General features: G+C 72.8%; 20 protein-coding genes. 10 read left to right on the top strand and 10 right to left on the bottom strand.

From position 1 onward, the window contains the following. Positions 1-23 precede the first annotated feature (23 nt). Entirely contained in the window at positions 24-1,142 is a 1,119-nt protein-coding gene (gene serC, locus ABZ621_RS25255; RefSeq protein ID WP_360608239.1) for a phosphoserine transaminase, read from the top strand. A 70-nt stretch (positions 1,143-1,212) separates the two neighbouring features. Here the strand turns inward: serC and ABZ621_RS25250 are convergent, their stop codons facing one another. Then, positions 1,213-1,578, bottom strand: coding sequence for a hypothetical protein (locus tag ABZ621_RS25250; RefSeq protein ID WP_360608237.1), 366 nt, complete (start codon positions 1,576-1,578; stop codon positions 1,213-1,215). A gap of 44 nt (positions 1,579-1,622) precedes the next feature. Continuing rightward, positions 1,623-2,633: a WD40 repeat domain-containing protein gene (locus ABZ621_RS25245; protein WP_360608235.1), complete on the bottom strand. Its 1,011-nt coding sequence runs from the start codon at positions 2,631-2,633 to the stop codon at positions 1,623-1,625. A 71-nt stretch (positions 2,634-2,704) separates the two neighbouring features. On the opposite strand from ABZ621_RS25245, the gene ABZ621_RS25240 reads away from it, so the two are divergent. The 3 genes from ABZ621_RS25240 (at position 2,705) to ABZ621_RS25230 (ending at position 6,569) form a co-directional block, all read left to right on the top strand. After that, the gene (locus ABZ621_RS25240; RefSeq protein WP_360608233.1) at positions 2,705-3,583 is read left to right on the top strand and encodes an alpha/beta hydrolase; all 879 of its coding nucleotides are present in this window, start codon (positions 2,705-2,707) and stop codon (positions 3,581-3,583) included. Positions 3,584-3,686: 103 nt separating this feature from the next. Continuing rightward, positions 3,687-5,801 carry a hypothetical protein gene (locus tag ABZ621_RS25235; protein WP_360608231.1) on the top strand — a complete coding sequence of 705 codons (2,115 nt, stop codon included), beginning with the start codon at positions 3,687-3,689 and terminating at the stop codon, positions 5,799-5,801. A gap of 75 nt (positions 5,802-5,876) precedes the next feature. Beyond that, on the top strand, positions 5,877-6,569 hold the full coding sequence (locus ABZ621_RS25230; protein ID WP_360608229.1) for a GDSL-type esterase/lipase family protein: 693 nt from the start codon (positions 5,877-5,879) through the stop codon (positions 6,567-6,569). A gap of 6 nt (positions 6,570-6,575) precedes the next feature. Here the strand turns inward: ABZ621_RS25230 and ABZ621_RS25225 are convergent, their stop codons facing one another. Further along, on the bottom strand, positions 6,576-7,001 hold the full coding sequence (locus ABZ621_RS25225) for a carboxymuconolactone decarboxylase (protein WP_360608227.1): 426 nt from the start codon (positions 6,999-7,001) through the stop codon (positions 6,576-6,578). Between the two features lie 26 nt (positions 7,002-7,027). On the opposite strand from ABZ621_RS25225, the gene ABZ621_RS25220 reads away from it, so the two are divergent. Next, positions 7,028-7,600: a MarR family winged helix-turn-helix transcriptional regulator gene (locus ABZ621_RS25220; protein ID WP_360608225.1), complete on the top strand. Its 573-nt coding sequence runs from the start codon at positions 7,028-7,030 to the stop codon at positions 7,598-7,600. Positions 7,601-7,606: 6 nt separating this feature from the next. Here ABZ621_RS25220 and ABZ621_RS25215 read toward each other — a convergent pair whose 3' ends face one another. The 3 genes from ABZ621_RS25215 to ABZ621_RS25205 form a co-directional block, all read right to left on the bottom strand. Further along, the gene (locus tag ABZ621_RS25215; RefSeq protein WP_360608223.1) at positions 7,607-8,596 is read right to left on the bottom strand and encodes an aldo/keto reductase; all 990 of its coding nucleotides are present in this window, start codon (positions 8,594-8,596) and stop codon (positions 7,607-7,609) included. A 162-nt stretch (positions 8,597-8,758) separates the two neighbouring features. Beyond that, a complete protein-coding gene (gene thpR, locus ABZ621_RS25210; RefSeq protein WP_360608222.1) occupies positions 8,759-9,343 on the bottom strand; it encodes an RNA 2',3'-cyclic phosphodiesterase in 585 nt (194 codons plus the stop codon). 33 nt (positions 9,344-9,376) lie between these two features. Continuing rightward, positions 9,377-11,341: a zinc ribbon domain-containing protein gene (locus ABZ621_RS25205; protein ID WP_360608220.1), complete on the bottom strand. Its 1,965-nt coding sequence runs from the start codon at positions 11,339-11,341 to the stop codon at positions 9,377-9,379. 180 nt (positions 11,342-11,521) lie between these two features. Here ABZ621_RS25205 and ABZ621_RS25200 point away from each other — a divergent pair, with 180 nt between their 5' ends. Beyond that, positions 11,522-12,034, top strand: coding sequence for a GNAT family N-acetyltransferase (locus tag ABZ621_RS25200; protein ID WP_360608218.1), 513 nt, complete (start codon positions 11,522-11,524; stop codon positions 12,032-12,034). A 74-nt stretch (positions 12,035-12,108) separates the two neighbouring features. On the opposite strand, the gene ABZ621_RS25195 is transcribed toward ABZ621_RS25200, so the two are convergent. Next, entirely contained in the window at positions 12,109-13,464 is a 1,356-nt protein-coding gene (locus ABZ621_RS25195) for an MFS transporter (protein WP_360608216.1), read from the bottom strand. 26 nt (positions 13,465-13,490) lie between these two features. Continuing rightward, positions 13,491-13,934 (bottom strand): MarR family transcriptional regulator, encoded by a 444-nt coding sequence (locus ABZ621_RS25190; RefSeq protein ID WP_169088004.1) that lies wholly within the window; start codon positions 13,932-13,934, stop codon positions 13,491-13,493. A gap of 202 nt (positions 13,935-14,136) precedes the next feature. Here ABZ621_RS25190 and ABZ621_RS25185 point away from each other — a divergent pair, with 202 nt between their 5' ends. Next, positions 14,137-14,388 carry a hypothetical protein gene (locus ABZ621_RS25185; protein WP_360608214.1) on the top strand — a complete coding sequence of 84 codons (252 nt, stop codon included), beginning with the start codon at positions 14,137-14,139 and terminating at the stop codon, positions 14,386-14,388. Here the strand turns inward: ABZ621_RS25185 and ABZ621_RS25180 are convergent. Next, a complete protein-coding gene (locus tag ABZ621_RS25180) occupies positions 14,358-15,809 on the bottom strand; it encodes an NCS2 family permease (protein ID WP_360608212.1) in 1,452 nt (483 codons plus the stop codon). The genes ABZ621_RS25185 and ABZ621_RS25180 overlap by 31 nt on opposite strands. 160 nt (positions 15,810-15,969) lie before the next feature. On the opposite strand from ABZ621_RS25180, the gene ABZ621_RS25175 reads away from it, so the two are divergent. The 3 genes from ABZ621_RS25175 (at position 15,970) to ABZ621_RS25165 (ending at position 19,323) form a co-directional block, all read left to right on the top strand. After that, positions 15,970-16,254 (top strand): DUF2530 domain-containing protein, encoded by a 285-nt coding sequence (locus ABZ621_RS25175; RefSeq protein WP_360608210.1) that lies wholly within the window; start codon positions 15,970-15,972, stop codon positions 16,252-16,254. 126 nt (positions 16,255-16,380) lie between these two features. Continuing rightward, the gene (locus tag ABZ621_RS25170) at positions 16,381-18,801 is read left to right on the top strand and encodes an HAD-IC family P-type ATPase (RefSeq protein WP_360608208.1); all 2,421 of its coding nucleotides are present in this window, start codon (positions 16,381-16,383) and stop codon (positions 18,799-18,801) included. Between the two features lie 69 nt (positions 18,802-18,870). Next, complete coding sequence (locus ABZ621_RS25165; RefSeq protein ID WP_360608206.1) at positions 18,871-19,323, top strand: SRPBCC family protein; 453 nt, start codon at positions 18,871-18,873, stop codon at positions 19,321-19,323. A 33-nt stretch (positions 19,324-19,356) separates the two neighbouring features. Here ABZ621_RS25165 and ABZ621_RS25160 read toward each other — a convergent pair whose 3' ends face one another. Beyond that, positions 19,357-22,491 carry a molecular chaperone Hsp90 gene (locus ABZ621_RS25160; RefSeq protein ID WP_360608204.1) on the bottom strand — a complete coding sequence of 1,045 codons (3,135 nt, stop codon included), beginning with the start codon at positions 22,489-22,491 and terminating at the stop codon, positions 19,357-19,359. Positions 22,492-22,593 lie beyond the last annotated feature (102 nt).

Below are 22,593 nucleotides of genomic sequence, written 5' to 3'. Positions count from 1 at the left end.
CCCGACCCGATACTCTCCGGCTCGTGGCCGACATCCAGATTCCCGCTGACATCAAGCCCGCAGACGGTCGTTTCGGCGCGGGCCCCTCCAAGGTGCGGACGGAGGCGCTGGACGCCCTGGCCGCCACCGGCACGTCCCTCCTGGGCACGTCCCACCGCCAGGCTCCCGTCAAGAACCTGGTCGGCGAGGTCCGTACCGGGATCCGTGACCTCTTCTCGCTGCCCGAGGGCTACGAGGTGATCCTCGGCAACGGCGGCTCGACCGCCTTCTGGGACATCGCGACCCACGGTCTGATCGAGTCCAAGTCGCAGCACCTCACCTTCGGCGAGTTCTCGTCCAAGTTCGCGAAGGCCGCGAAGCTGGCCCCGTGGCTGGCCGAGCCGACCGTGGTCTCCTCCGAGCCGGGCACCCACCCGGAGCCGGTGGCCGAGGCGGGCGTGGACGTCTACGCGTACACGCACAACGAGACCTCGACCGGTGTCGCCGCCCCGCTGAAGCGGGTCGCGGGCGCCGACGAGGGCGCGCTGGTCCTGGTGGACGCGACCTCGGGCGCGGGCGGTCTGCCCGTCGACATCACCGAGACGGACGTCTACTACTTCGCCCCGCAGAAGTCCTTCGCCGCCGAGGGCGGCCTGTGGCTGGCGGCGTTCTCCCCGGCGGCCCTGGAGCGCGCGCAGCGGATCCACGCCTCCGGCCGGCACATCCCGGAGTTCTTCTCGCTGCCGACGGCGATCGACAACTCGCTGAAGAACCAGACGTACAACACCCCGGCGCTGTCGACCCTCTTCCTGCTGAACGAGCAGCTGAAGTGGATCAACGGCCAGGGCGGCCTGGACTGGGCCGTGGCGCGGACGAAGGAGTCCTCGGACGCCCTCTACACGTGGGCCGAGGAGTCGAAGTACGCGACGCCGTTCGTGACGGACGCGGCGAAGCGCTCGCAGGTCATCGGCACGATCGACTTCGCGGACGAGATCGACGCGGCGGCGGTCGCGAAGGTGCTGCGCGCGAACGGGATCGTGGACACGGAGCCGTACCGCAAGCTGGGCCGCAACCAGCTGCGCATCGCGATGTTCCCGGCGATCGACCCGGCGGACGTGCGCGCGCTGACGGCCTGCGTCGACTACGTGATCGAGAAGCTGTAAGCAGGCAGGGCGTACGGGGCCCGGTGTCGGAGAGGACCGACGCCGGGCCCTCGCGCGTCCCCGGGGGCCGTCAGCCGGCCTGCGCCTTCACGTGGTCGATGACGGCGGTGAACTCCTCCGTCGGGGAGAACTCGACGACGTCGGTGTCCTCCAGCGCCTCGGGGGCGTGGCCGGGGCCCCAGTAGTAGGCCTGCCCGGCCTCGTAGGACTCGTCGCCCGAGGCGGTCCGCATCCTGATGCTGCCCTTGAAGACGTATCCCCAGTGCGGGCACTGGCACAGGTCGCCCTCCAGGCCCTTGAGCGCGGGCGCCATGTCGGTGCCCTTGGGGAGGTGGATGAAGGCGACGGTCATGCCGCCGCCCGCCTCCCGCATCCGGAAGTCGAGACCGCCGCCCTCCATGGCGACCGGGGTGTCCTCACGCGTGAATGCCGTCATGACGCCTCACCTCTTCGCTCTCCTTCCAGTCTGGCCCTGGGAGGTCAGCCGCGCCGCAGGAGCCGCTTGATGCCGAGGACGAGGACGGTGGCGCCGGCGAGGACGAGGAAGCCGGTGGTGGCGCTGCCGCCGGAGTCGGTGGCCGCGGGGGCGGTGCCGCCCATGCCGGGGGTCGGGGCGGCCGGGTCCGAGCCCGTGCCCGGGTCCGTGCCCGGGTCGGTGGCGCGGGGGGCGTCCTCGCGCTCCACGCGGACGACCCGGCTCCCCTGTCCTTCGGAGCCGAAGAGGTAGGCGGAGCCGTCGGGCGTGTACGTGACCGATTCCGCCTGCCCCTGGAAGGGGGCGCCGGGGGAGGTGCCGTCGCCTTCGATACGGCCGTCCTTCCAGACGTACTCGCGGGCGCTGAAGTAGCTGCGGAGGAGGAGGCGTTCACCGTCGGGCGAGAAGGCGCCGTCGGTCACCCAGGGGACCTCGCCGATGCGGCGGAAGGTGTTGGTGCCGGAGGTGGAGAGGCGCTCGGGGCCGGCGTAGAGGCCGCCGCCGTCCTCGTTCTTGCTGGCGATGTAGACGCGGCCGGTCTTCGGGTGGACCATCAGCGCCTCGGCGTTGCGGGGCCCGTCGGCGTACTTCACGTCGTACTGCGTCGCCCGGACGGTCTGGTCCTTGAGGGTCTTCGGCTCGGGGAAGCGGTAGATCCAGACGTGGTCCCAGGAGCCGTCGAGGTTGTCGCCGATGTCGCCGACGTAGATGTCGCCGTCCGGGCCGACGGAGATGGCCTCCATGTCCCGGGGGGTGCCGACCCCGGCCATCGTCAGGGTCGCGACCGTCTCTCCCGTACGGGAGTCGACGCCGAAGATCCGGGGCTGGTCCTGGTCGTTGTGGGTCCAGTAGATCCCGGGGTGCGCCCGGCTGGCGGCGAGGCCGCTGGACTCGGTGATCCGCGGGTCGGCGAGGGTGAAGTCCCGGTCGGGTTCCTGCCCTTCGGCGTGGGCATGGCCGGCCGGGAGCAGCGCCAGGGTGGCGGCCGCGGCGAGGGCGCACAGTGCAGATCGCATGGGATCAAGCGTGCCATGGCGCCGGGGAAACAGGCTTGACCTGCGCGGAAGCCACTGTCATGGTCGCGCGCATGCCTACCTTCACCGCGCCGGACGGCACGGAACTCGCCTGTCACGTCACCGGTTCCTTCCCCGGGTCCGGTCCCGCGCTGCTCTGTCTGCCCGGCGGTCCGATGCAGGACTCCGCGTATCTCGGGGACCTGGGCGGGCTCACCGCCTCCCGGACGGTGATCCGGCTCGATCTGCGGGGCACGGGCGCGTCGGCGGTGCCGGAGGACCCGTCCTCGTACCGCTGCGACCGGCTGGTGGAGGACGTGGAGGCGCTCCGTGTCCGCCTCGGCCTCGACGCGGTCGACGTCCTCGGGCACTCGGCGGGCGCGAACCTGGCCGCGCTGTACACGGCCCGGTACCCCGGGCGGGTGTCCCGGCTGGTCCTGGCGGCCCCGGGCACGGCGGCCGTCGGCCTGGACACGAGCGGCGAGGAGCGGCTGGCGGCGGCGCGGCGGCCGTGGCGGGAGAAGGAGCCGTGGTTCGCGGAGGCGTACGCGGCGCTGGAGGATCTGGCGTCGGGGCGGGGCGGGCCCGAGACGTTCGCGGCGGTCGCGCCGTTCTTCCACGGCACCTGGGACGACGCGGCGCGCGAGCGGGACGCGGCCGCGCACCGGCAGCGGAACGGCGAGGCCGCCGGGGTGTACGGCTCCGAGGGCGCCTACGACCCGGCGGCGACGCGCGCGGCGCTCGCGGCGTTCGGCCGGCCCGTGCTGGTCGTCGCCGGCGAGGGCGACGCGAACACCCCGCCGCCGACGGCCGCCGCGTACGCGGAGCTGTTCCCGCAGGGACGCCTTGAGGTCCTGAAGGGCGGCGGGCACTTCCCGTGGCACGACGACGCGGAGTGGTTCGCGGGCCGGGTGGCGGACTTCCTGGACGCGCAGGCGGGCCGGCCCGCCTGAACGGGAGGTGTCGCCCCGTACAACCTTTCGGGCGCGAGCCGGGTCTGGTGGGTGTGGCGCCCGGCGCCGCGCCCGCTCTTCCCTCGCCCGAGGAGGCTCCGCCTTGTCCCGCACCCGTACCGACGTCCGGACCCCCGTCCACGTCCGCCCGTCGTCCCGGCTCCGGCTGACCGCCGCCCTGGCCGTCACCCTCGCGGCGACGACCGCCGCCACCGCGGCGGGCCCGGGCGTCGCGACGGCGGCGCCCGTCGCCGCCCTGGCGCAGGAGGCGGGCACGGAGGCGACGATCCCGGTGATCGAGTCGACGGAGCGCGTGAGCAGTGTCGGTGCCACCGGCTTCCTCACCGACGGCTGGATCGACCACTGGGTACGGTACGACGGCACGTCCGTCGAGCTCCCGAGCATCAGCGGCACGTACCAGGGCTCGCCCGGGTCGGACCTCGTGGTGGGGGTCGACGGCGGCCACTACGTCCTCCACGACATGGCGAAGGGCGGCGAGCCCGTCCTCATCGAGGCGAAGTACTGGCTGCGGGCGGTCAGCGGCTCGACGCTCGTGCTGTTCGACAGCTGGGCCAAGAAGGTCCACCTGGTCAGCCGGGCTCCGGACGGGCAGACCGTCGACCGTGAGGTGACCGGGCTCCCTTACGGAGAGATCGGGAGCATCACCTCACCGGCCCCCGGCACGGTCGCGATCAGTGTGGGGTCGGACGGTGGGCGGCTCGTACTGGTCGACGTCGCCACGGCGTCCGTCGTCGAGTCGTACGACACCCCCGACGGCTACACCAGTCGGCCCCAGATCACCCCCGACCACGTGGCCTGGGCCTCCGACGGCACGACGCACGTGATCGACCGGGAGACCCGGGAGGGCGAAGTCCTGCCCTACAAGGCCACGTTGGTGCTGGGCGACGACTGGCTCGCGGTGGAGGACACCCGGATCACGCTCAGGTCGCGGAAGGACGGCCGGACGGTCGATCCGTTCCTGTACACGAGTGACGCGGTCTTCGGGTCCGACGGCACGTTCCTCGTGCGGGGCAGCACGACGACGGTGAAGGACGCCATCTTCCGCGTCGCCCTGGACGCGGACGGCGCCCCGGCGGTGACCGTGGTGGCGGACTTCCCCGAACCCCCGCCCCTCGCCCTGCGGAGCGTGACGGTGCCGAGCCGGATCACCACGTCCTGGACGCGGTTCAGCTGGGAGTTCAACCAGGAGGTGAACGCCGACTTCCGGGTGACGAACAAGGCCACCGGCCGCTCGGCGCTGCTGCCCGACAACATGAACCCGTTCGTCGACTGGGACACCACCATGGGCAACCTCTTCGGCGCCTACAACGGCGAGTACGCGTGGAAGCTGTCCGCCGGCACCATCGAGCGGACGGGCACCTTCACCCTGGCCCGCCCGACCCGGGCACGCGACTTCAACGACAACGGCGGCGCCGACGCGCTCGTCCGCGACAGCGCGGGCAACCTCTCCGCGTACGGGATGCGCCAGATCGTCGGCATGAAGGACCGGGAGTGCTACGAGGAGGGCTGCCCGCCCGTCGTCTACAAGCCGGACGCCGAGCGCCTCGGCACCGGCGGGTGGAACGCGTACACGCTGATGACCTCCCCCGGGAACCTGGGCGGCGGCGCGGCGGACGACATCGTGGGCCGCGACCGGGACGGCGTGCTGTGGCTGCACCAGAGCGAGAAGCAGAAGCTGCTGCCGCGCACGAAGGTCGGCGGCGGCTGGCAGGTCTACAACAAGATCACCGGCGGCTCCGACCTCAACGGCGACCGGCGCGGCGACCTGCTCGCGACCGACACGGCCGGTGTCCTGTGGTTCTACGCGTCCACCGGCGACGCCGCCAAGCCGTTCAAGCCGCGCGTGCGGGTCGGCGGCGGCTGGCAGGTCTACAACCTCCTCACCGCGCCCGGCAACATCGCCGGGGCGCACGGCGGCGACCTCCTCGCCCGCGACAAGGACGGCGTCCTCTGGCTCTACCTCGGCAAGGGCGACGGCACCTTCACCGCCCGCCGCAAGATCGGCGGCGGCTGGCAGAAGTACACCCACATCATCCCCGCCGGCCTCGGCTACGAGGCCCACCTGTCCGACATCTACGCGATCGGCCCGTCCGGCTCGGCGCACTACTCCAGCCTCGACAGCACCACCCGCCCCTTCGAAGCCGCGGACGTCCTGCCCCTGCGCACCGACTCCACCACCTACAAGACCTTCTTCTAGGAGGCCCTGCGCACGCCCCCGCCCGTGTCCCGCGTCACGTCGCAGGTCACGGGCGGGGTCCGGGATGATGTGACCATGCGTTTTCTGTTCGTCGGCGACAGCATGACCATCGGACGCGCCGGCGACTGGACCTGGCGCTACCGCATGTGGCGGCACCTGGAGAGGGTGCTGCCCGGCGGGTACGAGATCGTCGGGCCCCGGGACGGGCTGTACGTGCCCGAGGGCGAGGCGGGGGACCCGCAGGGCTACGCCGATCCCGCGTTTCCGGCCGCCGCCCGCCGGCACCTCGCCGGGTGGGGCGAGGGGTGGCTGCACATGGCGCCGGTCGTCGGGGAGACCGTCGCCGCGACCCGCGCGGACGTGCTCCTCGTCTCGCTCGGCCTGATCGACCTCGGGTTCTACACGAACAGCGACCAGACCGAGGAGAACGTGCGGGCGTTCCTCACCGGCGCCCGGGCCGCCTCCCCCGGCGTCCGGGCCGTCCTGCTGCCGGTGATCCCCAACATCCGGGCCACGTACGACGCCGCCTTCGCCGCCGAGTGCGACCGCTTCAACGAGCTGCTCGCCAAGGCGGTCGCCGATCTCGACACGGCCGCCTCGCCGCTGCTGCTCGCCTCGGTGCCGGACTCGTACGACCTGCGGACGGACACGTACGACGGGACGCACCCGGGTCCCGGCGGCGAGCACAAGCTGGCCGGCGCCTTCGCCGACGCGATGCACCAGGCGTGGGGGTTCGGCGGCCCGTACACCGGCGCGTACGCCGGCTAGGCGCCGTCAGGCGGCCCGGGTCATGCGGTTGGCGAAGGTGGAGAGGGTGTAGGCGCCGACACCGAGGACGACCTCCAGGGCGTTGCGGCGGGTGTGGCCGGCGGCCTCGAAGGCGGCCAGTTCGGCGTCCGACACCGCACCCGAGGAGGCGAGCACCTGAAGGGTGAACTCCCTTACGGCGTCGAGGCGTTCGGGCGAGGGGGCGGGGCCGAGGGCGGCGAGCTTCGCCTCGTGCATGTCGACGCAGAGGTGGCACTGGCTGCGGCGGGCGACGGTGAGGATGACGGTCTCGCGGGCGTGCGGGGCGAGGCTGGTGGACTCGAACGCGGCGGAGAGCGCGAGGAAGGCGTCGAGGACGTGCGGGGCCTGCTCCTTGAGGAGTGCGACGGCGCCGGCGGTGCGCTCGGGGAGGGTGGCGGTGGTGTGCGACAAGAGGATCTCCTCCTAGAATGGACAACATGGTTGACCATATGCCGGAAGAGAACGTAAACCAGGTTGTCGATTCGGGCAAGGGGATTCCCGCCCACCCCGACTCCCCCGACTCCCCCGACTCCCCCGGCCTTCCCGACTCCCCCGGCTACGAGCTGCCCCTGCTGCTCCTCGGCGGCTTCCGCACCCTCATCGACCGGCTGCACGCCCGCCTCGCCGACGAGGGACATCCCGGCATGCGCCCCGCCCACGGCTTCGCCATGCAGGCCATCGGCGGCCGGGGCGCCACCGCCAGCGAGATCGGACGCCGCCTCGGCGTCTCCAAGCAGGCGGCCGGCAAGACCGTCGACCGGCTCCTCGCCCTCGGCTACGCGGAACGCGCCGACGACCCCGCCGACGCGCGCCGCAAACTCGTCCGCCTCACCCCGCGCGGCCGCGACGCCCTGGCCCGCTCCGCCGCCGTCTTCGACGAACTGCGGGCCGAGTGGAGCGCGGTCCTCGGGGCCGACCGCGTCCGCGCCCTGGAGGCGGACCTGCGGAACGTGGTCCCCGCGGAGACCGCGTTCCGCCTCGACGCCACCAGCTGGCTCGGCGGGAACTGACCGCCCCTACCAGGCGAAGGCCTCCGGGGACGGACCCGGGCCCGGGAAGATCGCGTCCAGCTCGGCGAGGAGCTCGTCCGACAGCTCCAGCTCCAGGGCGCGCAGGGCGCCCGCCAGCTGCTCCGGGGTGCGGGGGCCGACGATCGGGCCGGTGACGCCGGGGCGGGTGAGGAGCCAGGCCAGGCCGACCTCGCCGGGGGCCAGGCCGTGCTTGTCGAGGAGGTCCTCGTACGCCTGGAACCGCGCCCGCTTCGCCGGGTCCGCGAGGGTCTCCGCCGCGCGGCCCTCGGTGCGGCGCCTGCCCTCGGTCTCCTTCTTCAGGACACCGCCGAGCAGACCGCCGTGCAGCGGCGACCAGGGGATGACCCCGAGGCCGTACTCCTGCGCGGCCGGGATGACCTCCATCTCGGCGCGGCGCTCGTAGAGGTTGTAGAGGCACTGCTCGCTGACGAGGCCGACCATGCCGCGGCGGGCGGCGGCCTCGTTGGCCTGGGCGATCTTGTAGCCGGGGAAGTTGGAGGAGCCGGCGTAGAGGATCTTGCCCTGCCGGATCAGGACGTCGATCGCCTGCCACACCTCGTCGAAGGGGGTGGCGCGGTCGACGTGGTGGAACTGGTAGACGTCGATGTAGTCGGTGCCGAGCCGCTTGAGGCTGGCGTCGACGGCGCGTCGGATGTTGAGGGCGGAGATCTTGTCGTGGTTCGGCCAGGCCTCGCCGTCCGTGCCCATGTTGCCGTACACCTTGGTGGCGAGGACGGTGCGGTCGCGGCGGCCGTCGCCCTTCGCGAACCAGGAGCCGATGATCTCCTCGGTGCGGCCCTTGTTCTCGCCCCAGCCGTAGACGTTGGCCGTGTCGAAGAAGTTCAGGCCGGCGTCGAGCGCCGCGTCCATGATGGCGTGGCTGGTGGCCTCGTCGGTCTGCGGGCCGAAGTTCATCGTGCCGAGGACGAGGCGGCTGACCTTGAGTCCGGTGCGTCCGAGCTGCGTGTACTCCATGAGGCACAAGCCAACTCGTTGGAGCGCGCTCGAAGCAAGGGCTTACCGGGGGGCGCGAACGCCCTACTGCCCGACCACCGACGCCACCGCGATGATCGCGAACATCAGTACGAGTACGCCGGCCATGATCTGGTTACGAGTCTTCGGATCCACGCATCGAGATTAACCCGGACCGTCCTCCCGGCCCGCCAGCGGCCAGGCCTCCACCGTCTCGTACCGGGGCTGCTCCCCCGCCACCCCGCTCACCGGCAGGTTCGAGCGGACCAGGGCCAGCTCGCCGACCTCCCAGCGGGTGCCCTCGAAGCCGTCGAGCGCGTCGAGGAAGGGGGCCAGCGGGGCGCCCTCGCCGCGGGCCCGGGCGATCGTCAGATGGGGCTGGTAGCGGCGGTGCTCCTCCATCGGGATCCCCGCCCGGCGGGCCGCCGCGTCGGCGCGCTCGGCGAGCCGCCGCAGGGCGTCCAGGTCGCCGGCGACGCCGGTCCACAGGGCGCGCGGGCCGAAGTGGCCGGCGCCGTGCAGCCGCAGCCCGAAGGGCGCGGTGCGCCCGGCCGCCCGGGCAAGCCGGGCCCGGAGGTCCGGGAGGAGCCCGTCGTCGACCTCCCCCATGAACGCGAGCGTGAAGTGCCAGCCGGGCCGGGAGGTCCAGCGCAGGGCCCGCGCACCGGGCAGGGCGTGGAGCGCGTCGACGGCGGCGCCGAGCTCGGCGAGCGCCTCCGCGGGCGGCAGGACGGCGGCGAAAAGCCTCATGCCCGCCAGTGTGGCAGCGGATGGCGTCTCTGATCAGCTTAGTGATCCCGTGTGAACCGTCAGGTTCGGCACGGGTTCTGTCCACCTGGGTGGGGAGGCGTGGGCGTGGAGGTGGAATCCGGCGCCCAGTGCTGCTCCTCGTGGCCGGTGTCGGCGGTTGGTGGGTGTGCTGATCGTGGTCACGCTCTGGTGCCGATGTGCTGCGCGGGGCAGCCGTGTCCGGTCCGTTGAGGCGTGTCCCTCCGGACGCCGGCCGGCACACCCCTGGGGTTGTGCCGGGGAGGGAACCCTGCGTCGCCTGGGCGCGGGGTGGTGGGTGCGTGGCGGGGTGGGGCCGGTTTTGGACCGGTCCGACCGGGCGGTCTTCGGGACGGTGGCGATGACGGCTGTGGTTTCGAGCCGGTCGACCACCGTGCGGATGACCGTCTGTCCGCTGGTGCGGTCGGTGACGGTCCTGGTCTGGTGGGTGAGGCCGCGTGCGGCGATACGGCGCCAGGCGCCCTGGTCGCGGTCGCCCTGCCACCCGCAGCCGGGCTGAGGGCAGAGGGCCCATTTCCAGCCGGGTGTGGTGGGTCGGTCGGGTGCCTTGCGGTGCCGCAGGGGGGTGAGGCAGTGCGGGCAGTGCTTGCTGGTGTTGCGGGGCGGGACGGTGACGACGGCGATGCCGGTCTCGGCGGCGAGGTGGCGCATCCGGTCGGCGATCTTCCCGCGTACGGTCTGCGAGAGGCGGGTGTTCATGGTGCGGCCCATGCCCCCGGCCTCCATCGACCTGAGGTCCTCCAGGTAGATCACGGTCGCCCCGGCCGCGATGGCCTGGTCCACCGCCCAGCGGGCAGCCGCCCACGCGAGGGCGTCGTTGAGGTTCGACCGGCGCCGCGAGACGCGCCGGATCTCCTCCGTCAGCACCGCGTGCCTGCCGTCCAGGGCGGGGTCGGCGAGCCGGGCGTAACGATCGGTCTTCGTATACAGGTGCTCCGACAGGCGGCGCAGCCGGTGCTGTTTGGCCAGGACGCCGGCGGCCCGGAACTGGGCCCCGGCGCCGAGGGCGGTGATCCGCCCGTCGTCGTGCAGCCGGACCGCGCCCGCCGACAGGAGCGTGTTGAGGCCCCAGTCCACCCCCAGGGCGACGGTGTGGCCGGTGCGCCGGGGCTTGGGCACGGGGTGGGTGAAGGCCAGGTCCGCGTGCACTTTCCCGCCGGTGGGGCGCAGGGTGGGCAGGTGGAGGACCGCGTTCGCCGGGACGGTGGCCGGCAGCGCGATCGGGCAGGCCACCCACGTCCAGTCCGCGTACGTCTGCGGGTCGGGGCGGGTCGGGAGCTGGAGGCGCAGCAGTGCCCGGCCTGCGTCGTCGGCGCGTTCGAGGGTGGCCTGCTGTCCGTCGCACGCGGACAGCAGCAGCATCCGCGCCGCACCCGGCTCCGGTTCCAGCTCGAACACATCCACCGGCAGACACCCGCGCCCGCGCACGTACGCGGCGATCTGACGGGTACGGGAACGGATCACGCCGGAGGGCAGGTGCTCCCCGCCGGGGATCGCGGCGCGCACCGCGTCCCACTCCTCGCGGGTGCGCTTCCCCGGATCGGCCGGCCACGCCGTCAGCACCCCGGCGATCACGTCCGCCCGCCACTTCACCGACCGCAGCATCCGCCCGGCCTGCTCCTGCGCCATGCGCACGATCCGGTCGTTCACCCGCACCCCGCCCGGCGGGGCGACCGTCCAGCCCAGACGGCGCAAAGCCATCCACGCCTGCGACGGCAGCCCCCGTCCACCCGCGTCCACACCCGAGGCCAGCACATCGACATCGGCGGCGTCCCAGTGCTCCGCCAGCAGTGCGCCTGTCATGTCCGCCACCAGGTCGGCGCACCAGCCCACCCGCTCCGCCAGGACGGCGGGGGTGAGGACCTCGCCGGTCTTCTCCACCACTCCCGACCGGAGCAGGACGGGTGCGCAGGCGGTACGCGCCGTCTCCCCCTCGCCCAACGGCAGCCTCCGGCCCACCGACACCCCTCCCCTCACCCCTGGTGCTGTCATCCGATCAACGACACCACCACGGTAAGGTCACACATTCGCCCCACGAACTCCCGGGCGACAACGACACCCCGCAACAACCTCCCCACACGAGACCCGCGAGCAACACACCACCGAAGATCCCTAAGGAAACCAGTGAGCCTCGGCCGGATGGACAACGCGATCAAGATCAGGCGGGGCGGACCCGCGGACCTTCCGGCCGTGCTCGCCATCCTCGACAGCGCCGTGGCGTGGCTCAACGGCGAGGGCATCACCGCCCAGTGGGGCACCACCCCCTTCACGGAGCGGCCGAAGACGGTCGAGCACGTCGGTCAGGTCATGGGCGAGGGCGACCCGTGGATCGCCGAGGTGGACGGCGTCCCGGCCGGCACCCTCACCCTGACCCCGCACCCCGGCGCGTACGTCCCGCCGGCCGGGGAGCCGGAGCGGTACGTCCGCTACCTCGCCACGGACGGCCGGTTCCACGGCCTCGGCGTCGGCGCCGCCCTGCTCGCCCACGCGGCGGAGGAGACCCGGCGGGCGGGCGTCCCGCTGCTCCGCGTGGACTGCTTCGCGGGCAGCGAGGGCCGCCTCGTCGCGTACTACGAACGCCAGGGCTTCACCCGCACCGACCCCTTCACCGTCGGCGACTGGCCGGGACAGGTCCTGGAGATGCGGGTCTGAACGGCGGACGGGGGGGGCGGGGGCCGCCGAAGCCCCCGCCCCCCGTCGCCGCCTTCCGGCCCGGGGTACGCCGGTCAGGCCGCCGTCGCCAGCCGCTGCGGGGTCGCGCGGGGGACGAAGCGGACGCTGGGGTGGCCGTGGCGCCAGCCCATGGCGACCCTCAGGTTGCCGATGCGGGCCAGGACCAGGCCGATGACCGCGGCGGCGGCGAGGGAGACCAGGCCGCCGGTGGCGAAGCCGACGCGGGCGCCGTACGTGTCGGTGACCCAGCCCAGGAGCGGCGCGCCGATCGGGGTGCCGCCCGCGAAGACCATCATGTAGAGGCTCATCACGCGGCCCCGCATGGCCGGGTCCGTCGCCATCTGGACGGCCGAGTTCGCGGTGATGTTCACCGTGAGGCCGATCATGCCGATGGGGACGAGCAGCAGCGCGAAGAGCCAGAAGGACGGCGAGAAGGCCGCCGCGATCTCCAGGACGCCGAAGACGCCCGCGGCGATCACCAGCATCCGCAGCCGGGTGGAGCCGCGGCGGGCCGCGAGCAGGGCGCCCGCGAGGGAGCCGGCCGCCATCAGGGTGTTGAGGAAGCCGTAGGTGCCGGCGCCGACGTGGAAGACCTCGCCGGAGAAGGCGGTCAGCCAGATCGGGAAGTTGAACCCGAAGGTGCCGATGAAGCCGACCAGGACGATCGGCCAGATCAGGTCGGGGCGCCCGGCGACGTACCGCAGGCCCTCACGGAGCTGGCCCTTGCCGCGCGGGGCGCGCTCGACCTTGTGGAGTTCGGCGGGGCGCATCAGCCACAGGGCGGTCAGCGGCGCGAGGAACGACAGGCCGTTGATGAGGAAGGCCCAGCCGCTGCCGACCCCGGCGATCAGGACGCCGGCGACGGCGGGGCCGACGAGCCGGGCGGACTGGAAGTTGGCCGAGTTCAGCGAGACCGCGTTGCGGAGCTGGTCGGGGCCGACCATCTCGGAGACGAAGGACTGCCGGGCCGGGTTGTCGACGACCGTCACCATGCCGAGGAGGAAGGCGATCAGGTAGACGTGCCAGACCTGGACGTGGCCGGAGAGCGTGAGGACGGCGAGCGCGAGGCCGCACAGGCCGAGCGCGGCCTGGCTGACGAGGAGCAGGCGCCGCTTCGGGTAGCGGTCGGCGATGACCCCGCCGTAGAGGCCGAAGAGGAGCATCGGCAGGAACTGCAGGGCGGTGGTGATGCCGACGGCGGCGGCCGAGCCGGTGAGGCTGAGGACGAGCCAGTCCTGGGTGATCCGGGCCATCCACGTACCGGTGTTGGAGACGATCGCTCCGGTGAAGAACAGCCGGTAGTTCCGGATCGAGAGGGAGGAGAAGGTCCCGCTGCGGGCCTTGCCGCCTCCTCGGGTAGTGGTGGGTTTATGGACGGGTGCGGAGTCTGCTCCGGGTCCCGTGCTCAAAGTGCGTCGCCTCCTTGGCGCTCGGTTCACAGATGGGCGAGCTTCTCCAGGACCGGAGCGGCCGCGCGCAGTACGGCCCACTCGTCCTCGTCCAGGCCCTCGGCGAGGGAGGCCAGCCAGGCGTTCCGCCTGCGGCGGGCGTCCTCGAGCATGGCCTCGGCCTGCTCGGTCTGGCTGACCACCTTCTGCCGGCGGTCGTCGGGGTGCGGCTCCAGCCGGACCAGCCCCTTGGCTTCGAGCAGTGCGACGATGCGGGTCATCGACGGCGGCTGTACGTGCTCCTTGCGGGCCAGCTCACCGGGGGTGGCGGAGCCGCAGAGGGCCAGGGTGCCGAGCACCGACATCTCGGTCGGGCTCAGCGACTCGTCGACGCGCTGGCGCTTGAGGCGCCGGCTCAGCCGCATGACGGACGAGCGGATCGCGTTCACGGCCGCGGCGTCGTCGGCGGTGCCGTGGGACAGGTCGGGCATGTAGTTAGCCTAACTCATTACTCTGACTAAGGACCACTCGGGGGGCGTCCACCGGCCCGCGTGTCGCGCGTGTCACACGGTCGCGTACCGCACGCCTCGCACCGCCCCAGGTCACGGACCGATATCCATGCATCACCCAAATGAGTGAGTCGGATCCGGAAAGTGACGCAAAGGGGCACCGGCAGCCCCGACCCTGAACGGCATGGGATCGACAGTGCTCAGCCTGCGCATCGACAGTGAGCTGCTCGACCGGCTCAAGGGTCACGCCGCGAAAAGGGGAATGAGCGTCCAGGACTATGTCGTCCGGACGCTCATTCGAGAGGACTTCGACGAGCGGTTCAAGACCGCCGTCGAGGAGACGGAGAAGTTCTACGGGGAGGGGGCGGAGCCGGAACCTCCCGGCGCCGCCCCCTCCCCGCTCGATCAGGTCAGGCCCAGCGCCGGCATCGCGTAGTAGAAGACGAAGATCGCCGACACGACGTACATGGCCACCGGGACCTCACGGCCCCGTCCGGCCGCGAGACGCAGCACGCTGAAGCTGATGAAGCCGATGCCGATGCCGTTCGTGATCGAGTACGTGAACGGCATCATCGTCATGGCCAGGAAGGCCGGCACCGCGATGGTGTAGTCGGCCCAGTCGATGTCCTTGACCGACCCGGCCAGGATCAGGAAGCCCACCGCGAGCAGCGCGGGGGTCGCCGCCTGCGACGGCACCATGGTCGCGAGCGGCGTGAGGAACAGCGCCACCGAGAACAGACCGCCCGTGACGACCGAGGCGAGGCCGGTACGGGCGCCCTCGCCGACGCCCGCCGTGGACTCCACGAAGCAGGTGGTGGCCGACGAGGAGGTCGCGCCGCCGGAGGCCACGGCGAGGCCGTCCACGAGCAGGACCTTGTTGATGCCCGGGAAGTTGCCGTCCTTGTCGATCAGCTTGGCCTCGTCGCCGACGCCGAGGATCGTGCCCATGGCGTCGAAGAAGCAGGACAGCAGCACGGTGAAGACGAAGAGGGCGCCGGTGAGGTAGCCGACCTTCGCGAAGCCGCCGAAGAGGCTGACCTCGCCGACCAGGCCGAAGTCCGGGGAGGCGACCGGGTTGCCGGGCCACTCCGGGGTGGTCAGGCCCCAGGACGGGATGTCCGCGACCGCGTTGATCACCATCGCCACGATCGTCATGACGACGATCGAGATGAGGATCGCGCCCGGCACCTTGCGGATGATCAGGGCCAGGGTCAGCAGGGTGCCCAGGGCGAAGACCAGGACCGGCCAGCCGAGCAGGTGCCCGCCGGTGCCGAGCTGGAGCGGCACGGTGGTGTGCGCGGCGTCGGGGATGCGGGAGACGAAGCCCGAGTCGACGAGGCCGATCAGCATGATGAAGAGGCCGATGCCGATCGCGATGCCCTTGCGCAGGCCGACCGGGACGGCGTTCATGACGCGCTCGCGCAGACCGGTCGCGACGAGCAGCATCACGACGATGCCGGCGAGGACGACCATGCCCATGGCGTCCGGCCAGGACATCCGGGGCGCCAGCTGGAGGGCGACGACCGTGTTGACGCCGAGACCGGCGGCGAGCGCGATCGGGACGTTGCCGATGACGCCCATGAGGAGCGTCGAGAACGCCGCGGTCAGGACGGTGGCGGTGACGAGCTGGCCGCTGTCGAGCTGGTGCCCGTACATGTCCTTGGCACTGCCGAGGATGATCGGGTTCAGCACGATGATGTAGGCCATCGCGAAGAAGGTGGCGAAACCGCCGCGGACCTCACGGGCGACGGTGGAGCCGCGCTCGGAGATGCGGAAGAAGCGGTCGAGACCGGAGGTGGGTTCCTGCGGGACCTGCGGTTCGGGGGCAGGGGCCTTGGCGGCGGCCGTGGTGCTCATGGGGGTGGGTTCCTCTTCGGGAAAGAAGTCCAGAAGTCCTTTTTTGGCGGTTCATACGAGGGAAACCCGCCTCAGGCAAACCGTTTCAGTATGAACACATGAACGAGCGGGAGTCCATCTCCGCGCGTAGACCCGAATTCGGCCCACCTAGACTGGCGGCATGGCGAAGTGGACACCGAAGCACGAGGCACCCGCACCCCTGGAGGGGCCGGTCGTCGCGACGATCACCGGCGGGACGATCATCTGGTTCGTCCTCTTCCTCGTGCAGCTCCCCTTCTACGGCTGGTTCGCCGACCGCGACATCACCTCCTGGGTGTGGACCTGCCTGGCCGGCGGCGCGCTCGGTCTGCTCGGCATCTGGTACGTGCGCAAGCGCGACGCGGCCCTCAAGCGGCACCAGGCCGCGCGCGAGGCCGAGGAGGCGGGCGGGGCGTCCCCCGCGTAGCACCCGGCCGCCGGCACCCGGCCCCACGCCCCGCGTAGCCCCACGGGACGATTCCGGTCCTCCCGCGGTCGGATCTTGCCGCTTCCCAGCGGGTGAACGGTCGATTCCGGTCGTACCGTCGGAACCATGACGCAGCGGGCGAAGATCGACACGGACAGCGGCGACACCCGGGGCACCCCCGTCGAGACCGAACCGCCCGTCGTCCACCGCCCCGCCGGACTGACCTCCGCCGAGGTCGCCGAACGCGTCGCGCGCGGCGAGGTCAACGACGTACCCGTCCGCAGCTCGCGCTCCACCGCCGACATCGTCCGGGCCAACGTCTTCACCCGCTTCAACGCGATCATCGGCGTCCTCTGGGTGATCATGCTGATCGTCGCCCCGATCCAGGACAGCCTCTTCGGCTTCGTGATCGTCGCCAACACCGGCATCGGCATCATCCAGGAGCTGCGCGCCAAGAAGACCCTCGACGGGCTCGCCGTCATCGGCGAGGCGAAACCCACCGTCCGCCGCGACGGCCGCGCCGCCGGGATCTCCACCTCCGAGATCGTCCTCGGCGACCTCATCGAGCTCGGCCCCGGCGACAAGGTCGTCGTCGACGGCGTCGTCGCCGAGGCCGACAGCATGGAGATCGACGAGTCCCTCCTCACCGGCGAGGCCGACCCCGTCGTCAAACGGCCCGGCGACCCCGTCATGTCCGGCTCCTTCGTCGTCGCCGGCGGCGGCGCCTTCACCGCCACCAAGGTCGGCCGGGAGGCGTACGCGGCGCAGCTCGCCGAGGAGGCGTCCCGCTTCACGCTCGTCCACTCCGAGCTGCGCTCGGGCATCTCCACGATCCTCAAGTACGTGACGTGGATGATGGTGCCGACCGCGATCGGCCTGATCATCAGCCAGCTGGTCGTCAAGGACAACGACCTCAAGAACTCCATCGCCCGGACCGTCGGCGGCATCGTCCCGATGATCCCCGAGGGGCTCGTCCTGCTCACCTCGGTCGCCTTCGCCATCGGCGTCATCCGGCTCGGCCGCAAGCAGTGCCTGGTGCAGGAGCTGCCGGCCATCGAGGGCCTGGCCCGGGTCGACGTCGTCTGCCTCGACAAGACGGGCACGCTCACCGAGGGCGGCATGGACGTCACCGAGGTCCGCGTCCTGAACGGCTCCGACGAGGGGTACGTGCGCAAGGTCCTCGGCGCCCTCGGCGAGTCCGACCCGCGGCCCAACGCCTCCCTCCAGGCCATCATCGACGCCTACCCGGACGCCGAGGAGTGGCGGTGCACCGAGTCGCTGCCCTTCTCCTCGGCCCGCAAGTACAGCGGTGCCGCGTTCAGCGAGGGCGACGGCGAGGAGTCCACGTGGCTGCTGGGCGCCCCCGACGTCCTCCTCCCGCACGGCGACCCGAACCTCGCGGAGATCGACCACCTCAACGAGGAGGGCCTGCGGGTCCTCCTCCTCGCCCGTACGGTCCACGAGCTCGACTCCCCGGACGTCGCGAAGGACGCCCGCCCCACCGCCCTCGTCGTCCTCGAACAGCGGCTGCGGCCCGACGCCGCCGACACCCTCGCCTACTTCGCCGACCAGAACGTCGCCGCCAAGGTCATCTCCGGCGACAACGCGGTCTCCGTCGGCGCGGTCGCCGGCAAGCTGGGGCTGCCCGGCGCCGACCACACCGTCGACGCCCGCACGCTGCCCGCCGACCGGGAGGAGATGGCGAGGGTCCTCGACGAGAACGCGGTCTTCGGCCGGGTCACCCCGCAGCAGAAGCGGGACATGGTCGCCGCGCTCCAGTCCCACGGGCACACGGTCGCCATGACCGGCGACGGCGTCAACGACGTCCTCGCCCTGAAGGACGCCGACATCGGCGTCTCCATGGGCTCCGGCTCGGAGGCGACCCGGGCCGTCGCCCAGATCGTCCTCCTGAACAACTCCTTCGCGACGCTGCCGTCGGTGGTGGCCGAGGGCCGCCGGGTCATCGGCAACATCACCCGGGTGGCGACCCTCTTCCTCACGAAGACCGTCTACTCGGTCCTCCTGGCGATCCTGGTGGTGGTCAGCCAGATCGAGTACCCCTTCCTCCCCCGGCACCTCACCCTGCTCTCCACCCTGACGATCGGCGTCCCGGCCTTCTTCCTCGCCCTCGCGCCCAACAAGGAACGCGCCAGGCCGCACTTCGTCCGCCGGGTCATGCGGTACGCGATCCCCGGCGGCGTCGTCGCGGCGGCCGCCACCTTCACCACGTACCTCCTGGCCCGCCACCACTACACGGGCGCGGACGCGCTGGGCGCCGAGACCAGCGCCGCCACCCTCACCCTCTTCCTCGTCTCGATGTGGGTCCTCGCGATCATCGCCCGCCCCTACACCTGGTGGCGGATCGCCCTGGTGGCCACCATGGGCGGCGCCTTCCTCCTCGTCCTCGCCGTCCCCTGGCTCCAGGACTTCTTCGCCCTCAAGCTCGTCGGCACGACCATGCCCTGGGCGGCCGTGGCCGTCGCGGCGGCGGGCGCGGCGGTCCTGGAACTCGCCTGGCGCTGGGTGGACCGCAGGTTCCCCGCCTGACGGGCCTGACGGGCCGCGCGGCACGGGAAGCGGGAGGATGGAAGGGCAGGGACTCGCCAAGGGGGCGTCATGTCTCGTATCGAGGAATCCATCGACATAGCCCGCCCGCCCGAGGACGTCTTCTCCTACCTCATGGACCCCGGGCACATTCCCGAGTGGCAGGAGAGCGCCGTGGCCGCGCGGCGGCTGGACGAAGGAGAGCTGCGGGTCGGCTCGCGGTTCCGGGTGCAGCGCCGGTTCGGCCGCCGCGAGATGCCGATGACCATGGAGGTCACGGAGCTCACACCGCCGAGCAGCTGGCACTTCCACGGCGTCGACGGGCCCGTGCGCGGAGACGTGCGGGGCACGCTCGAACCGCTCGGCGACGGCAGCGGCTCCCGGCTGACGCTGTCGCTCGACTTCGAGGGCCACGGCGTCGGCAAGGCCCTCGTGCCGCTCGTCGTGCGCCCGCGCGTGCGGAAGGAGATGCCGCGCAACGAAGCGCACCTGAAGGAACTGATGGAGACCGGGCCCGCCCGCTAGCCGCGGGCGGACCCGGGGGCCTGGACCCGGGGCCTAGTCGAACCAGCGGTCGCGGGCCAGTTCCTCCGTGCGGGTGGGGTCCTCCAGGAGGGCGGCCACCTCGAAGCGGCGGGGCCACTGGCGGGTGGCCCAGGCGAGGGCGGCCGCCACGCCCTCCAGGGTGGCGGCGTGCAGGGTGCCGTCGGGGGTGAGGCGCCAGTCCAGTTCCGTGTCGCCCGCGCGCAGCTCCTCGTGCTCCACGTAGGTCGCGGGCGTCGACGGGCCGAGGAGGGCGTGGACCGAGGCCGGGACCTCGTGCACCTCGCCCTCCGTGGTGACCTCCGCCGGGACGGCCGTGCTCAGCCGGCGGACCTGGAAGAGCTCCGCGAGATCGGCCGCCCGGGACGGGGAGACCGGGAGGAGCGGCAGGCCGGCGGCGAGCGGAAGGAGGTCGGGGGCGTCCGCGACCAGCGCCTCGGTGGCGTCCACGACGACCAGCTCGCCGTCCACGACCGCCCGGAGCTCGTCCGGGAGGGTGACCTGCTCGGGATCCAGGTCCGCGAGCGCCGTGTAGAGGGCGTACAGCTGGGCCGAGGTGACCTCGCGGGACGGGTCGGCGAGACGTCCGAGGAGCTCCGCCGCGCCGCCCGGCTCGTCCAGGAGGGCCGCCACGGAGGTGCGGACGCCGAGGGCGCGCAGCACCTGCTCGTCCTCGAAGCCGGTCGCGTCGGCGGAGTCGTACAGGCCGGCGAGGAGCGGATCCGAGCCCTCCGCCCGCAGACCCGCCGGGCGGCGCCCGTCGAGGACCGGGTGGTCGCGCAGCCACCACGCCGTGTACGGGCGGACCGTCTTCGTCGTGCCGTCCGGGAGGAGGACCCGCACGGGCTGGATCAGGGCGTCCCGGTACGGCGGCCGCGCGAGGAGCGCCAGCGCCCGCGGCCAGGCGTCGTCGTCGATCAGGTCCAGGTCCCGCACGGCCACGATCTCCGTCGCCACCGGCGGCACCGGGGTCGGCGGCAGCTGGTCGAGGACGTCCTCGCACCACACGTCGACCGCTTCCAGCAGGCCCGCGTCGTCCGGCTCCGGGAAGTCCCCCACCCGGGGCTCCAGGTCGTCCGGGTCGAGGACGAGGTCGTTGGCGCGGACCAGCGCGAAGTGCGCGAGGACGCCGCAGGCGGCGAGCGGGCGGGTGCCCCAGCGGTCGGCCAGCTCGCCGTCGACGTAGGCGAGTTCACCCTCCCGCATGACGGCGGCGAACGGCGAGTACGGCATGACGAGTTCGCCCGCCGGGGCGAGCTCGCCCTCGTCGTCGGGCAGGGCCAGCGCGCCGAGCCACGGCTCGTCGCCGGGCTCCAGGTCCGCGTCCCGTACGAGACCGAGGACGATCTCCACCAGTTCGTCCGCGTCCAGCTCCGGCGCGTCCAGGTCCCACATGTCGGCCGATTCGAGGGAGTGCGCCACCGCGCCCCGCACCTGCGGGGTCGTCAGGACGGCGTGCGGCGTGGCCGGCAGCGCCCCCAGCTTCTCCAGGAGCGGGTGGACGGCCTCCGGGTGCGCCACCTTCAGGCCGAGCTTCGACAGCTGCGCCGGCGTGCCCTCCTGCGGCAGCAGGACCTGGCGCGGCCCGATGACCGTCCGGCCCGAGTCCAGCGGCACCGGAAGGCCCGTCAGCCGGTCCGGGTCCACCCCGGCGAGCGAGTCGTACAGCCGCCGCCACCACTCCGGCGCCCGCTCCACGCCCGCCAGCCGGTCCACCGCCTCCGTCAGCGGCACCCGGCCCACGCCCAGCGTCCGCAGTTCGGGGCGGCGCTCCAGACCCGCCGGAAGCAGCCCGGGGAACACCTCGGCGAGCACCGCGACCGTCTCCGCGCCCGCGCCCTCGACGGCCTCCGCCTCGATCGGGCGCAGCGCCGGGAGCTCCTCCGTCGGCGCGGCCGGCGCGAGGAACGCGACCCGCGGCAGCCGGTCCAGGATCGCCTCGCGCAGCGCCCCGTCGAGCGGCCCCTTGCCGAGCGGGCCCGGTACGAGGTCGAGCGCGCCGCTCGTCACCGGCCGCCAGTCGGCGAGGAGTTCGGCGTACGCGTCGGCGGCCCGCTGCACCAGGAAGTCCGTCAGCGGTCCCGGCGCCGGGTGGCGGCGGGCCGTGTCCAGCGGCAGCGAGGCGATCAGCAGGGCGGGGATGCCGAGCGGCTCGTCGGTCGGCGTCGGCGCGTGCACGACGGGCGCGGTGCGCGGGTAGCGCGGGGCGCCCGCCTCGTCCACCGGGACGGCCCAGGTGACGGACCAGTGGGGGCGGAGCCGCTCCTCGACCGGGCGGTCGGCGAGCAGGCCCGCGTCCAGCGGGCCGGCGTGGCTGACGGTCCGCCAGCGGTTCGGGCCCTCGGCGGCCGAGTCCTCGATCCGGACGTACCCGTCCTCCTCGGAACGGGTCAGCGTGCGTACTCCTTCCGGGGTCTCCACGACGATCTCGGAGAGACCCGGAAGAGTGAGCAGCAGCGCGTCGTCGACGGACGCGAGGAGGCGCTCGGTGAGGCCGTGCGCGGCGGCGTCGCGGAGCGGGAGGACGACGACGGTGTCGTACCCGTCGGGCGCGGTGCCCTCGGCGGGCAGCGGCAGCCGGAGCAGCGGTACGTGGCCGTCCCTGCGGCGCAGTTCGTCGCCGAGGCCCGGGACGTGGCGGGCCACCTCCGCGGTCGCCTCGCGGGCCTCCGCGAGGGACCAGCGGACGCCGCCGTGCCGCCCCAGGACGGCGGGCTCGTCGGAGACGGCGAGGACGGCGGCGAAACCGACGCCGAAGCGGCCGACGGCCGTCGCCGTGTCCCGCTCGGTGCGCTTGGCGGAGGCGCGGAGCGTGGACAGCGACTCGACGCCGGTCGCGTCGAGCGGGGCGCCGGTGTTGGCGGCGGCCAGCACGGCGGGGCTGTCGGCGTCCGCCGGATGCAGCGTCAGCCGCAGCCGCCCGGTGCCGCCGCCGCGGGCGGCGGCGTCGGCGGCGTTCTGCGCCAGCTCCACGACGAGGCGGTCGCGGTAGCCCCCCAGGGCGAGGTCCTCCTCGGCGTTCGCGTCCTCGCGGAAGCGGGCCGGGGAGGCGGTCCAGGCGTCCAGCACCCCTCTGCGGAGCCGCGCGGTGCCGAAGGGGTCGCTGCCGTCGGTCGTCGTCCGGACGGTGACGCTCACGTGTGACTCCACTCTGCTGTTTCCGGCCTTCGGTCCCGCGCCGAAGTTACCGCGCCCCGGGTACGGCGCCGACGACCCCTCCGAGAACCTCCGTTTCCCCCGCCGAACGGCCCC

Source organism: Streptomyces sp. NPDC007863, assembly GCF_040633895.1.
Taxonomy (GTDB): Bacteria; Actinomycetota; Actinomycetes; order Streptomycetales; family Streptomycetaceae; genus Streptomyces.
The sequence above is the reverse complement of the archived record's forward strand: the minus strand, read 5'-3'. Positions and strand labels throughout refer to the sequence as shown.

What these genes read in the sequence shown, in the direction of transcription:
- ABZ621_RS25245 (WP_360608235.1), bottom strand. Translation starts at nt 2,633, where the DNA reads ATGCGATCTGCACTGTGCGCCCTCGCCGCGGCCGCCACCCTGGCGCTG.
- ABZ621_RS25175 (WP_360608210.1), top strand. Translation starts at nt 15,970, where the DNA reads ATGGCGAAGTGGACACCGAAGCACGAGGCACCCGCACCCCTGGAGGGG.
- thpR (WP_360608222.1), bottom strand. Translation starts at nt 9,343, where the DNA reads ATGAGGCTTTTCGCCGCCGTCCTGCCGCCCGCGGAGGCGCTCGCCGAG.
- ABZ621_RS25200 (WP_360608218.1), top strand. Translation starts at nt 11,522, where the DNA reads ATGGACAACGCGATCAAGATCAGGCGGGGCGGACCCGCGGACCTTCCG.
- ABZ621_RS25215 (WP_360608223.1), bottom strand. Translation starts at nt 8,596, where the DNA reads ATGGAGTACACGCAGCTCGGACGCACCGGACTCAAGGTCAGCCGCCTC.
- ABZ621_RS25165 (WP_360608206.1), top strand. Translation starts at nt 18,871, where the DNA reads ATGTCTCGTATCGAGGAATCCATCGACATAGCCCGCCCGCCCGAGGAC.
- ABZ621_RS25240 (WP_360608233.1), top strand. Translation starts at nt 2,705, where the DNA reads ATGCCTACCTTCACCGCGCCGGACGGCACGGAACTCGCCTGTCACGTC.
- ABZ621_RS25185 (WP_360608214.1), top strand. Translation starts at nt 14,137, where the DNA reads ATGGGATCGACAGTGCTCAGCCTGCGCATCGACAGTGAGCTGCTCGAC.
- ABZ621_RS25220 (WP_360608225.1), top strand. Translation starts at nt 7,028, where the DNA reads ATGGTTGACCATATGCCGGAAGAGAACGTAAACCAGGTTGTCGATTCG.
- ABZ621_RS25180 (WP_360608212.1), bottom strand. Translation starts at nt 15,809, where the DNA reads ATGAGCACCACGGCCGCCGCCAAGGCCCCTGCCCCCGAACCGCAGGTC.
- ABZ621_RS25230 (WP_360608229.1), top strand. Translation starts at nt 5,877, where the DNA reads ATGCGTTTTCTGTTCGTCGGCGACAGCATGACCATCGGACGCGCCGGC.
- ABZ621_RS25190 (WP_169088004.1), bottom strand. Translation starts at nt 13,934, where the DNA reads ATGCCCGACCTGTCCCACGGCACCGCCGACGACGCCGCGGCCGTGAAC.
- ABZ621_RS25250 (WP_360608237.1), bottom strand. Translation starts at nt 1,578, where the DNA reads ATGACGGCATTCACGCGTGAGGACACCCCGGTCGCCATGGAGGGCGGC.
- ABZ621_RS25170 (WP_360608208.1), top strand. Translation starts at nt 16,381, where the DNA reads ATGACGCAGCGGGCGAAGATCGACACGGACAGCGGCGACACCCGGGGC.